This is a genomic window from Streptomyces sp. NPDC053079 (assembly GCF_044546695.1).
Taxonomy (GTDB): domain Bacteria; phylum Actinomycetota; class Actinomycetes; order Streptomycetales; family Streptomycetaceae; genus Streptomyces.
In genome coordinates this window covers 801,175-813,785 of the sequence record NZ_JBITZJ010000001.1, presented here as the reverse complement: position 1 = coordinate 813,785, position 12,611 = coordinate 801,175, and the positions used below count along the sequence as shown (strand labels likewise).

General features: G+C 74.5%; 5 protein-coding genes. 2 read left to right on the top strand and 3 right to left on the bottom strand.

Annotated elements, in window-relative coordinates:
- The first annotated feature begins 80 nt into the window (after positions 1–80).
- Entirely contained in the window at positions 81–2,273 is a 2,193-nt protein-coding gene (fhuB, locus tag ACIGXW_RS03085; protein WP_399569200.1) for a Fe(3+)-hydroxamate ABC transporter permease FhuB, read from the top strand.
- A gap of 185 nt (positions 2,274–2,458) precedes the next feature.
- Entirely contained in the window at positions 2,459–3,694 is a 1,236-nt protein-coding gene (gene fes, locus ACIGXW_RS03080; RefSeq protein WP_399569196.1) for an enterochelin esterase, read from the top strand.
- 64 nt (positions 3,695–3,758) lie between these two features.
- On the opposite strand, the gene ACIGXW_RS03075 is transcribed toward fes, so the two are convergent.
- Genes ACIGXW_RS03075 through ACIGXW_RS03065 form a run of 3 tightly spaced genes read right to left on the bottom strand, consistent with a single transcriptional unit; the run spans position 3,759 to position 12,572 of the window.
- Positions 3,759–5,177: an MDR family MFS transporter gene (locus ACIGXW_RS03075; protein WP_399569193.1), complete on the bottom strand. Its 1,419-nt coding sequence runs from the start codon at positions 5,175–5,177 to the stop codon at positions 3,759–3,761.
- Positions 5,174–5,377 carry an MbtH family protein gene (locus ACIGXW_RS03070; protein WP_071963763.1) on the bottom strand — a complete coding sequence of 68 codons (204 nt, stop codon included), beginning with the start codon at positions 5,375–5,377 and terminating at the stop codon, positions 5,174–5,176. The genes ACIGXW_RS03075 and ACIGXW_RS03070 overlap by 4 nt, the downstream gene beginning before the upstream one ends.
- Positions 5,378–5,381: 4 nt before the next feature.
- Positions 5,382–12,572, bottom strand: a complete 7,191-nt coding sequence (locus ACIGXW_RS03065) for an amino acid adenylation domain-containing protein (protein ID WP_399569191.1) — start codon at positions 12,570–12,572, stop codon at positions 5,382–5,384.
- Positions 12,573–12,611: the final 39 nt, after the last annotated feature.

The following is a 12,611-nucleotide window of genomic DNA, read 5'->3' as shown; positions in this document are numbered from 1 at the left end:
TATTGCGGTGCGTCCGCATTCGCATGCCGATGCCCGTGAGGCCCTCCGGGCCTCATATATCATTAGGCTAGCCTTACCTTATGACTTTGTCGCACGTGGACACCGAGGCGGAAGCCGTCGACGACCAGGCACTTTCCAGACCGTCGCACGGCCGCCGGACCCTTGTGGTCGCCTCCGCCTCCCTGCTGCTGGCCGTCCTCGTGCTCGCCGCCCTCTCCCTGTCCGTCGGCGCGGGAGAAGTCGGGCCGGGCGACGTACTGGACTACCTCCTCGGCCGCGACGGCGCACGCGACAACTCCCGTCTGTCCCTGGTCGTCGGGGACCTGCGGCTCCCCCGCACCCTCACCGCCCTGCTCGTCGGCGCGGCGCTCGGCACGTCCGGCAGCCTGCTCCAGGCCGTCACCCGCAACCCACTCGCCGAGACGGGCCTGCTGGGCGTCAACGCGGGCGCCTCGCTCGGCGTCGTCGTCGGCATCGCCTTCCTCGGGGTGCAGAGCGGCATGGGCCACCTGCTGTGGGCCTTCGGGGGCGCCATCGTCGCCAGCGGGCTCGTCCTGCTCATCGCGGGGCGGCGCGGCGGCGGTTCACCGATGCGGCTGGTCCTTGCCGGCTCCGCGCTGGGCGCCACCTTCGGCGGCGTCACCAGCGTCATCATCGTCAACTCCGCCGAGACCTACGACCGGTTCCGCTTCTGGGTCCTGGGCTCGCTCGCTGGGGTCGAGGGCTACGACAAGCTGACCGGGCTGCTGCCCGTGCTCGCCGTGGGCTTCGTCGTGGCCCTGCTCATCGCCCGCCCGCTGTCCGCGCTGGCGCTCGGCGACGACCTGGCCCGCGGTCTGGGCCACCGGCCCTCCACCATCCGGGTGGTCGTCGCCGTGGCGGTCACCCTGCTCACCGCGTCCTCCGTCGCCCTGGTCGGCCCCATCTCCTTCCTGGGCCTGCTCGCCGGCTTCCTGGCCCGGGCCGTCACCGGCCCCCGGCTCACCGCGCAGATCGCCCTGGCCGGGCTCATCGGCGCGGGCGTGCTGACCGGCGCCGACGTGCTGGCCCGGGTCGTCTCCCGGCCCTTCGAGGCACCGGTCTCCGTCATCATCGCCCTCATCGGCGCCCCCGTCCTCATCGGCATCGTCCGCTCCCGGCGCATGGGCGCGATGGGCATGACCGACCCCGCCACGCAGGAGGCCGGCCGGCCGCCCCGGCGGCTCCTCCCCCGCATCCCCCGTCCCGCCCAGGGGACGAAGGAACGTTCCGAGAGCCTGGTCGTACGGCGCGGCGCGCTGTCGCTGCTGCTGCCGCGCCGGGCCGCGCTCGCCGCGCTCGCCCTGGCCGCGCTGCTGGTGGCCGCCGTCGTGCTGTCCGCGTACGCCGGCCAGAACGAGATGAGCCTGAGCCGCACCTTCAACGCCGTCTTCGGTTCCGGCGACCACTTCGACGTGCTGATGGTGCAGAAGTTCCGGCTCGGGCGGATCGTCGCCGGCCTCACCGCCGGCGCCGCCCTCGGCCTCGCGGGCTGCCTCACCCAGACCCTCGCCCGCAACCGCCTCGCCACGCCGGAGCTGCTGGGCGTCAACGACGGCGCCACCGCGGCCGTCCTGCTCTCCACGACCCTCACCGGCACCTTCGGCGCCTGGTGGGCGGGCCCGCTGGGCGCCCTCGCGGCCGTCCTCGTCGTCACCACCGTCTCCGGCGGCCTGGGGCAGCGCGGCTACCGCGTCCTCGTCGTCGGCCTGGCCATGTCGGCGCTCGCCTCGGCCGTCACCCAGGTCGTCCTCTCCCGCCGCTCCCTCAACTCCGCGAGCTCCCTGTACGTGTGGACCTCCGGCAGCCTCAACGGGCGCGGCTACTCCGTCGCCGTCCCCGTCCTCATCGGCCTGGCGGTGCTCGTACCGCTCGCACTCGTCGTCGCGCGCCGGCTCAACGTGCTGCGCTTCGACGACTCCACGGCGTCCTCCCTGGGCGTCGCCCCGGGCCGGGTGCGGCTGGTGTGCCTGCTGCTGGCGGTGGGGCTCGCGGGCCTCGCGGTCGGTATCTGCGGCCCGGTGGGCTTCGTGGCCCTCGCCTCGCCGGTCATCGCGGGGCGGCTGGCCGGGCCGCTGCGGGTGCCGGTAGTGGGGTCGATGCTGACGGGGGCGGTGCTGATCGTGGTTGCGGACACGGTGGGGCGGGTCGTCTTCGACGGGGTCGAGGTGCCGGTGGGCATTGTGACGACCGTTCTTGGCGGACCGTTCCTGCTGTGGGTGTTGCTGGGCCGGTCGGCGTCGGCCCGGGTGTAACGCCTCCGGCGGTCCTTCCCCACCCCGCCCCTTCCCGAACCGGGGCTCCGCCCCGGACCCCGGTCCTCAATCGCCGGACGGGCTCAATTTGAGCCCGTCCGGCGATTGAGGACAAGAAACGGTGAAAGGGCGGGGCCGGGGCTCCCTCCTCCACCCCGGACACCTGCCACCGAAAGGAAGCAGCCATGGAGCTGCACAGCCCGACGCTCCGCACACTCGCCGAGGCCGTCCAGGCCGAAAAAGCCGGCGCCGTCGACGACTTCTGGGCGCACGCCCAGCGCACCGGCACCCCCCTCGTCGAGCCCGACCCCGGCCCCGACGCCGACCCGGCGTACCGCCTCGTCACCTTCCTCTGGCGCGACGACCCCGCCGCCCCCGCCACCGACGTCCTCGCCCTCGTGCACACGGTCACCGACAAGGACCGGCACGCCCGTGACCTCGCCCCGCACCTGATGGCCAAGGTGCCCGGCACCGACGTGTGGGCCATCAGCCACCGGCTGCGGGCCGATCACCGGGCCTCGTACCAGTTCTCCGTGCACCGCGGCTCCCGCGAGGAGGCCCTGCGCACCGACCGCCGGTCCTGGCTGGGCGTGCTGGACGGCGCCCTGCCCGACCCCCTCGCCGCGGGCCCCGCTCTCGCGGCCCGTGACGGCCGCAACCCGTCCTCCGTGATGGAGCTCCCCGACGCGCCCGCTCAGCAGTGGGTCTCCCGCCGGGAGTCCGTGCCGCGCGGGGAGTGGGTCGACTGTGTGGTCGACGGCCGATCCGTGGGCGTCCACCTGCCCGCCGGGCACACCGCCGCCGGCGGCCCGTACGCCGTCGCCGTCCTGCTGGACGGCGAGATGTGGGGCCCCGTGCTGGACTTCGGCGCGACCCTGGACAACCTGCACGCCGACGGCCGCATACCGCCGACGGTGACCCTGTTCGTCGAGACCATGGGCCGCGACCGGCGCATGGCCGACCTCAGCTGCAGCGAGGAGTTCGTCGACTGGCTGGCGGACGTGCTGCTGCCGTGGGCCGCCCGCGCGTACGGGGCGACGGACGACCCGGCGCGCACCGTCGTGGCCGGGCAGAGCGCGGGCGGTCTGACGGCGGCCTTCGCCGCCTTCCGCAGGCCGGAGCGGTTCGGGAACGCCCTGTCCCAGTCGGGCTCCTTCTGGTGGCCGGACGGGACCGAGTTCGACGGCGGCAGCGAGTGGCTGACCCGGCAGTACGCGACGTGCGGGAAGCTGCCGGTCCGCTTCCACCTGGAGGTGGGCCTGCAGGAGTGGATGCTGCTCCCGCAGAACCGGCACCTGCGCAACGTGCTGGAAGCCCGCGGCTATGACGTGACGTACCAGGAGTTCAACGGCGGCCACGACTACGCCTGCTGGCGCGGCGGGCTCGCCGACGGGCTCGTAGGGCTGCTGGCGCAGCGGTAGCACTGCGACGACAGAGGTCCCGGACCGGCACAGCGCCGGTCCGGGACCTCTGTCGTACAAGCCGTCAGGCCGCGGACGGCAACTCCTCGCCCTGCGGCTCGTCGTCGAAGGGCGGTGGCGCGGGGGCCTCCTTGGGCATCCGCAGCGCGCACAGCGTGCCGAGGGCGACGAGGCCCGCGGTGACCGCGATGGCGGCCCGGTACGGGCCCGGGTCCGCGTCGTGCGTGCCGGAGCCGCCCCAGGCGGAGATCACCGCGGCGGTGACCGCGATGCCGAGCGCGCCGCCCAGGGTGCGCACGATGGTGAACAGGCCCATGGCCTGGCCCATGGCCGGCGGTGGGACGTCCGAGAAGCCGGCGATCTGCACCGTGAGCACGGCCGTGCCCAGCACCAGGCCCACGCAGAACATCAGCGCCCGCACCGCCCAGGCGTTCTCGGCCACGCCCGGCACGGCCAGCGCGCCGAAGACGGCCGTCGCCAGCACCAGGGCGGGCACGGCGAGCCACCGGGGCCCGAGCCTGGGCATCAGCCGGTCGGCCACCTGGGAGGCCAGCATCAGTCCGAGCGCCTCCGGGAAGACGCTCAGGCCCGCGTCCAGGGCCGAGGCGCCGAGCGCCGCCTGGTAGAGCAGCGGGAAGGCGAACAGGACGCCCATCAGGCCCGCCGAGGTGACCAGCGCGAGCACGGTGGCGGACGCGAACACCTTGTCGGCCAGCAGCCGCAGCTGGAGCAGCGGCGCCCCCGCCCGCAGCAGGTGCACGCACCCGGCGGCCAGCAGGACGAGCCCGAGGGGGCCGGCGACCAGGACGGAGGGCGCGCTCCAGCCGTGCGTGGGGCCGAAGCCCAGCGCGTAGGTGAGCAGACCCAGTGCGGGGGTCGCCAGCAGGAAGCCCCGCAGGTCGAAGCCCTCGGGCTCCTCCTTGTGCTCCCGCAGCCCCAGCACGCCGATCAGCACGGCGGCCGCGCCGAGCGGCACGTTCACGAAGAACAGCCAGTGCCAGGACAGGTGCTCGGTCAGGAAGCCGCCGAGCGGCGGGCCGAGCGCCGGCATCAGCGCGGTCGGCACGATGAGCACCTTGGACAGCTTCATCCGCTCGTGCGGCGGGAAGGCCCGGAAGAGCAGCGTCATCCCCACCGGCGTGAGGAGGCCGCCCGCGACGCCCTGCACGACGCGGGCGAGGACCAGCGTCGGAAGGTTCTGGGCCAGCCCGCAGGCCGCCGATGCCGCCGTGAAGACGGCGAGCGCGCCGAGGAACACCTTCTTCGTGCCGAAGCGGTCGCCGAGCCAGCCCGCGACGGGCAGGGCGACGGCGAGCGCCACGAGGAAGGCCACCTCGACGGTGTTGGCGGCCGACACCGGTTCGCCGAAGTCACGGGCGATGGTGAGCAGCGCCGGGTTGACGATGGTGGAGTCGAGCCCGTTCATGCACATCGCCACCGTGTAGACGATCACGACGGCGATACGGGCGGGTATGGCTCTCACAGCGCGGCGGCCGGGGTCAGGTCGGTCCAGTTCCCGGTGATCCAGTCCAGGGCGTCCTGCCGGGCGCACGGCCCGTGGGCAGCGGTCCAGCCCTGCGGCACGGCGGCGAAGCCCGGCCAGAGGCTGTGCTGCCCTTCGCCGTTGACGAGGACGAAGAACTCCCCGTCGCCGTCGAAGGGGTTGGCGGGTGCGTCGCTCATGGGGTCAGTTCTCCAGGTTCTGCAGGCGGTCGGCGATGACGCTCGCGATGTGCGCGATCGGTTCGGGCAGGGTCATGTCCTTGTGCGAGCAGGCGACGTCGGTGTTGTCGATCCGCCCGGTCACATAGGGGGTCCACGTCTCGGGGGTGAGCGCGTCGTCGATGGTGTCGACGGTGGCCCGGAAGAAGAGCACGTCGCCGTCGAAGACGCGGTGGTCGAAGGCCCGCACGAGATGGTTGGTGTTGAGGTACGTGCGGTTGAGGGCCTCGATGGTGGCGTCGTCGAGGCTGGCCAGCGGGGAGCCCTCGCGGCGCAGCACCTCGGTGACGTGGGCGAGTTCGAAGGGCTTGCCCTCCAGGCTGTCCGGTCCGTAGCCGCCCATGGCGAGCAGGGCCTCGAGGGCCTCGGCCTGGTCGGGTACGGGCAGCTCGCGGAAGCCCTCGGCGGGGTAGGCGTCGAGGATGGCGAGCAGCTCGACCCCGGCGTCGAGGTCCTGCAGGCGGGTGGCCATGGCCTGGGCGATGATGCCGCCGGTGGACCAGCCCATCAGGCGGTACGGGCCCTCGGGCTGGACCTCGCGGAGCCGGTCGACGTAGTGCGCGGCCAGTTCCTCCAGGGTCTTCGGCAGCGGCTCGGCGGCGGTGGCCGGGCCGACGCCCTGGGCCTGGAGGCCGTAGATCGGCACGTCGGCGGGGAGGTGGCGGATCAGTCCGGCGTAGCACCAGCTGAGGCCGCCGGCGGGGTGGACGCAGTACAGCGGGGCCTTGTCGCCGGGCGCGGCCGGGCGCAGCGGCAGCAGGACGTCGAGGGCGTCCGTCTTCTCCGCCGCGTCGAGGGCGGCGTCGAGGGCGGCCACGGTGGGTGCCTGGAAGATGGTGCCGATGCCGACGTCGGCGCCGAGCGCGGACTTGACGCGGCCGGCCAGGCGCACGGCGAGCAGCGAGTGGCCGCCGAGGTCGAAGAAGTTGTCGTCCACGCCGACCCGGGGCAGGCCCAGGACGTCGGCGAAGATCGCGCAGAGCTGCTCCTCGCGGGGGCCGCGCGGGGCCCGGCCCTCCGTGACGGCGGCGGCCAGGTCGGGGGCCGGGAGCGCCTTGCGGTCGAGCTTGCCGTTGGCGGTCAGCGGCAGGCGGTCCAGGAGGACGACGGCGGAGGGGACCATGTGGACGGGCAGTTCGGTGCCCGCGTGCTCGCGCAGCAGGGCGGGCGTGGTCTCGCGGGCGGGGACGGCGTAGGCGACGAGGCGCTTGTCGCCGGGGCTGTCCTCGCGGACGACGACGGCCGCGTCGGCGACGTCGGGGTGGTCGGCGAGGACGGCCTCGATCTCGCCGAGCTCGATGCGGAAGCCGCGGATCTTCACCTGGTGGTCGGCGCGCCCGAAGTACTCCAGGGTGCCGTCGGGGCGACGGCGGGCGAGGTCGCCGGAGCGGTACATCCGGCTGCCGCTCTCGCCGAAGAGGGGGGCGAAGGGGTCGGCGACGAATCGTTCCGCCGTGAGCGCGTGGCGGCCCAGGTAGCCGCGGGCCAGGCCCTCGCCGGCGACGTACATCTCACCGGTGACACCGGGCGGCACGGGCTGGAGGTACGCGTCGAGGACGTAGACGCGCAGGTCGGGGATGTTGACGCCGATGGTGCTGGAGGTGCCGGCGGCCGCGCTCGCACGGTCGAGGGCGATGTAGGAGACGTGGACCGTGGTCTCGGTGATGCCGTACATGTTGACGAGCGTGGGCGCGTCGTCGGCGTGGCGGTCGTACCAGTCGTCCAGGCGGCCCAGTTCCAGGGCCTCGCCGCCGAAGACGACGTAGCGCAGGGCGAGTTCGCGCCCCGGATGCTCCTTGTCCGCGGCCATCAGCTGGTAGAAGGCCGACGGCGTCTGGTTGAGGACGGTCACGCCCTCGTCGGCGAGCAGGCCGAGGAAGGCCCGCGGGTCGCGGCTGACCAGGTGGGGTACGACCACGAGCCGGCCGCCGTGCAGCAGCGCGCCCCACAGCTCCCACACCGAGAAGTCGAAGGCGTAGGAGTGGAAGAGGGTCCACACGTCCTTCTCGTCGAAGCCGAACCAGTGGTCGGTGGCGGAGAAGAGGCGGGCGACGTTGTGGTGGGTGACGGGGACGCCCTTGGGGCGGCCGGTGGAGCCCGAGGTGTAGATGACGTAGGCGACGTCGCCGGGCCGCTGCGGCCGGGTGCGGTCCTCGTCGTCCAGGTCGGCGGGCTCGTACGCGTCGGCGTCGGTGCCGTCGGCGAGGACGACCGGCAGGTCGTGGGCGGGGATGCGCGCGGCGGTCGCGGTGTCGGTGACGACGGCGGCCGGGGCGGCGTCCTGGAGCATGTACGCGAGGCGGTCGGCCGGGTAGTCCGGGTCGAGCGGGAGGTACGCGGCGCCGCACTTGGCGACGGCCAGCAGGCCGGTGACCAGTTCGAGGGAGCGGGGCAGGGCGAGGGCGACGATGGCGCCGGGCCCGATGCCGCGCCCGGCGAGCAGCCGGGCCAGGCGGTTGGCGCGGGCGGACAGCTGCGCGTAGGTGAGGGAGGCGCCCTCGCAGGTGACGGCCGTGCGGTCGGGGTGGCGGCGGGCGGCGTCCTCGTAGAGCTCGACGAGGGTCTGCTTGGAGGGGGTGGGGGTGGACGGGCAGGCGTTCCATTCGACGAGGGAGCGGTGCAGCTCCTGCGCGTCGAGGAGGGGGAGCCGGCCGACGGGGGTGTCCGGGTCGGCGGCGGCCGCGGTGAGCAGGCCGGCGAGGTGGGTGGCCAGACGTTCCGCCGTGCCGGCGTCGAAGAGGTCGGTGCGGTATTCGAGGAAGCCGGATATGCCGCCGCCGGGCTGCTCGCCCGCGTTCAGGGTGAGGTCGAACTTGGCGGTGCCGGAGGGGACGGCGTCCATGCGGGCGCTCAGGCCCGGGCCCATGGCGAACTCGGCGTCGGGCAGCGACTGCCAGGCGAGCATCACCTGGAAGAGCGGGTGCCGGGCCAGCGAGCGGGGCGGGTTGAGCTCCTCGACGAGCCGGTCGAAGGGCACGTCGGCGTGCTCGTACGCCGCGATCGTCGTGGCGCGGACGCGGTCGAGGAGGGTGCGGAAGGTGGGGGCGCCGGAGGTGTCGGTGCGCAGGACCAGGGTGTTGACGAAGAAGCCGACGAGGTCGGCGGTCGTGTCGTCGTCGCGCCCGGCGACGGGGGTGCCGAGCGGGATGTCGGTGCCGCAGCCGTAGCGGGTGAGGAGGGCGGCGAGGGCGGCCTGGACGGCCATGAAGACGCTGGTGCCGGTGGTGCGGGTGAGCTGTTCGAGGGCGGCGTGCGTGCTCGCGTCGAGGTGGAAGGGGACGGTGTCGCCTTCGTAGGACGCGACGGCGGGGCGCGGCCGGTCGGTGGGCAGTTCGAGCTGGTCGGGCAGGCCGGCGAGGGCCTGCTTCCAGTGGCCGAGCTGGCGGGCGGCGAGCGCGGTCGGCTCGTCGGCGGTGCCCAGGAGGCGCTGCTGCCAGGCGGTGTGGTCGGCGTACTGCACGGGCCGGTGCGGCAGTTCGGGGGCGCGGCCTGCGGCGCGGGCGGTGTAGGCGGTGGCGAGGTCGCGGGCCAGGGGGGTGGTGGAGGCGCCGTCGCCGGCGATGTGGTGCAGGAGGAGGAGCAGGGTGTGGCGGTCGCCGCCGTCGCTGAACAGCGTCGCCTTGAGCGGCGGTTCGGTGGCCAGGTCGAAGCAGTGGCGGACGGCCTCGGTCAGGTCGGCCCCCGCGGGCGCGGTGTGCAGGTGCGTCCTCGCCTCGTCGGCGGTGAGGATCCGCTGGTAGGGCTCGTTGTCAGTGGCCGGATATACCGTTCTGAGCGTCTCGTGGGCGTGCGTCAGGTCGTTCAGGGCGAGCTGCAGCGCGTCGTGGTCGAGCGGTCCGGTCAGGGTCAGCACGAGGGGGATGTTGTAGGTGGGGCTGAGTCCTTCGAGGCGGTACATGAACCACAGCCGCTTCTGCGCCGGGGAGAGCGGCATGCGGTCCGTGCGGGGTACGGGCGCCAGCGCGGGGCGCTCCTCGCCGTCGGCCGCGGGGGCGTCGCGCAGGAGGGTGGCGAGGGCGGCCGGGGTGGGGTTGCGGAAGACGTCGGCGAGGCTGACGGTCGTGCCGAAGCTCTCGCGGATGCGGGCGGCGATGCGGCCGGCGGTCAGCGAGTGGCCGCCGAGGTCGAAGAGGCTGGCCTGCGGGGCGGGGGTGGCGTCCAGACCGAGGGTGGCGGCGAAGAGGCCGCACAGGATCTCCTCGTGGGCGGTGCGGGGGCCGCTGTGGCCGGGGGCGCCGCCCGCGACGGCGGCCGGGTCCGGGTCGGGCAGGGCCCGGACGTCGAGCTTGTCGTTGGCGGTGCGGGGCAGGGCGTCCAGGGCGAGGATCGCGCTGGGCACCATGTGCTCGGGCAGCCGCTCCGCGAGGTGGGCGCGCAGCGCCTCGGGGTCGGCGGCGGTGCCTTCGGCGGGGACGACGTAGCCGAGGAGCCGCTTGCCGGTGGCGGTGTCGCGGGCGATGACGGCGGCCCGGTCCACGGCCGGGTGGGCGGTCAGGGCGGCCTGGATCTCGCCGAGTTCGACGCGGAAGCCGCGGATCTTGACCTGGTCGTCGGCGCGGCCGAGGAATTCGAGGGTGCCGTCCGCGCGGCGGCGCACGAGGTCGCCGGTGCGGTACATGCGGGCGCCGCTCTCGCCGTGCAGGGCGCCGAAGGGGTCGGCGGTGAAGCGTTCGGCGGTGAGGTCGGGGCGGCGCAGGTAGCCGGCGGCCAGGCAGGCGCCGGCGATGTAGAGCTCGCCGGTGACGCCGACGGCCGTGGGGCGCAGGGAGGTGTCGAGGACGTACGCCCGTGAGCCGCGCACGGGACGGCCGACGGCGGTGCCGTCCTGGGGGCCGCGGGGCAGCCAGTAGTAGGCGTCGACGGTGGTCTCGGTGGGCCCGTAGAGGTTGATGGGGCTGAGGCCGTCGGTGCCGGCCAGCCGGTGCCACAGCGGCTCGGGCACGGTCTCGCCGCCGACCACGACGAGTGCGGGGTGGTGCCGGCCCTCGTCGAGGAGGCCTTCGGCGATGAGGGCCTCGACGTAGGAGGGGGTGGCGTCGAGGTAGTCGATGCGCTGGGCGTCGACGTAGGCGGTCAGGACGGCGGGGTCGCGGTAGGCGGCGTCGTCCAGGAGGTGCAGCTCGTGGCCGTGGACCATCCAGATCAGGGGGTCCCAGGAGGCGTCGAAGGCGAAGGAGGCGCTGTGCGCGATCCGCAGCCGCTCGCGGCCGGTGCGCTGCACGGCCGGGGCGATGTGGTCGCTGCCGTGCCCGGCGTGGAGGTTGGCGAGGGAGGCGTGGGTGACGAGGACGCCCTTGGGCCGGCCGGTGGAGCCGGAGGTGTGGATGATGTACGCCGCCTGGCCGGGTGCGGGGGCCTCGGGGGCCGTGGCGGGCCGGGCGTCGATGCGGGCCCGGGTGGCCGGGTCGTCCAGGAGCAGGGTGGGGACGCCGTGCCCGGGCAGGCCGCGGACGGCGTCGGCGGTGCCGACGACGCGGCCGGGGCGGGTGTCGTCGAGGACGGCGGTGATGCGCTGCGCGGGGTGGCCGAGGTCGAGCGGCTGGCAGACGCCGCCCGCCTTGAGGACGGCGAGCAGGGCGACGACGGTGTCCGCGCTGCGGGGCAGGGCCAGCGCCACCGCGCTGCCCTGCGGCAGGCCGGAGGCCCGCAGTTCGTGGGCGAGGCGGTTGGCGGCCCGTTCCAGCTCGGCGAAGGTGAGGGTGGTGTCCCCGCTGCGGACGGCGGTGGCGTCGGGGGTGCGGGCGGCCTGGTCCGCGAACAGCTCGGGCAGGGTCCGCTCGGCGGCGGGCTCGGTGCGGCCCGCGGTGGCGGTGCGGATCTCCTCCGCGTCCAGGAGGTCGATGGTGCCGACGGGCCGCTGCGGGTCGTCCAGCAGCAGCGCGGTGAGGCCGTCGAGGTAGCGGCGCAGACCGCTCTCGTGCGCGGCGAGCGAGGGGGCGTCGTAGCGGGCGGGGTTGGCGTCCAGGCCGAGCCGGACGGCGCCGTCGGGCGTGGGGGTGACGGCCACGGCGAGGTCGTCGACGGGCCCGGCGGCGAGGTTGCGCACCACGCCGGGCAGCCCGCCGAACTCCAGGTCGCCCTCGAAGGCCTTGATGTTCACCATCGGCCCGAACAGGGGCTGTTCGGCGGCGGTCAGGCCGAGGTCGCGGCGCAGGTCCTCCTGGCGGTAGCGCTGGTGGCGGCGCACGGCCCGCACCTCGAGGACGACGCGGCGCAGGAGTTCGGCGCCGGTGTCCTGCGGCTGGACGGCGATGCGCAGCGGCATGACGTTGACCATCATGGCGGGGGTGCGCAGGGCGGCGGGGCCGCGGCGGTTCATCAGCGGCAGGCCGAGGACGATGTCCTGTGCGCCGGTCGTGCGGTGCACATAGCCGGCGGTGGCGGCGATGAGGAGTTCGGCCCAGGTGGCCCTGGCGGCCCGGGCGGCGGACTCCAGACGGGTCAGGGAGCCGGCGGGGAGCTCGGCGCCGTGGCGCAGGACGAAGTCGGCGGGGGCGGCGGGGCCGTCGGCGAGGGAGACGGGCTCGGGCCGGTCGGCGAACCGCTCGCGCCAGAAGTCGCGGTCGGCTCCGTGGCGTTCCCCAGCGGCGTATTCGGCCTCGTCCTCGACCAGTTCGCGCAGCGTGCCGAAGGGGTTGGGAGCGGGCTCGGTGCCGGCGGCGAGCGCGGTGTAGATTTCGGCGGTGCGGCGGCCGATGAGGGTCAGGGCGTAGGCGTCGACGGCGAAGTGGTGGACGCGCTGGTACCACCAGTAGCGGTCGTCGGCCAGGCGGATGAGGGCCTGGGTGACCAGGGATCCCTCGGTGAGGTCGACGGGCCGGTCGAGGTCGGCCCGCATCCAGGCCTCGGCCTCCTCGGTCGGGCGGTCGGCCGTGCGCAGGTCGAGGCGGTGCAGCGGCCAGGGGCGGTCGGAGGCGACGCGCTGCGCGGGCGGGTCGTCCGCCGTGGCCACGAGGGCGAGGGTCTCGGCCTCCCGGGCGGTCTGCCGCAGGGCGCGCTCGAACAGCTCCTCGTCCAGGCTGCCGTTGATCTCCACGCAGTCACCGGTGTTGTAGACCGGGTTGTCGGGGGCGAGAGCCTGGGCGTACAGGATGCCGGACTGCGCGGCGAGCAGCGGCAGTTCGGCGGGGGTGGTCTCGGCCTGGTGGTCACGCATGCGTGGGGACTCCCGAAATATGGCAAACGTTCCTGGTCA

Coding starts and splice junctions, on each gene's coding strand:
- fhuB (WP_399569200.1), top strand. CDS start 81: ATGACTTTGTCGCACGTGGACACCGAGGCGGAAGCCGTCGACGACCAG.
- fes (WP_399569196.1), top strand. CDS start 2,459: ATGGAGCTGCACAGCCCGACGCTCCGCACACTCGCCGAGGCCGTCCAG.
- ACIGXW_RS03070 (WP_071963763.1), bottom strand. CDS start 5,377: ATGAGCGACGCACCCGCCAACCCCTTCGACGGCGACGGGGAGTTCTTC.
- ACIGXW_RS03065 (WP_399569191.1), bottom strand. CDS start 12,572: ATGCGTGACCACCAGGCCGAGACCACCCCCGCCGAACTGCCGCTGCTC.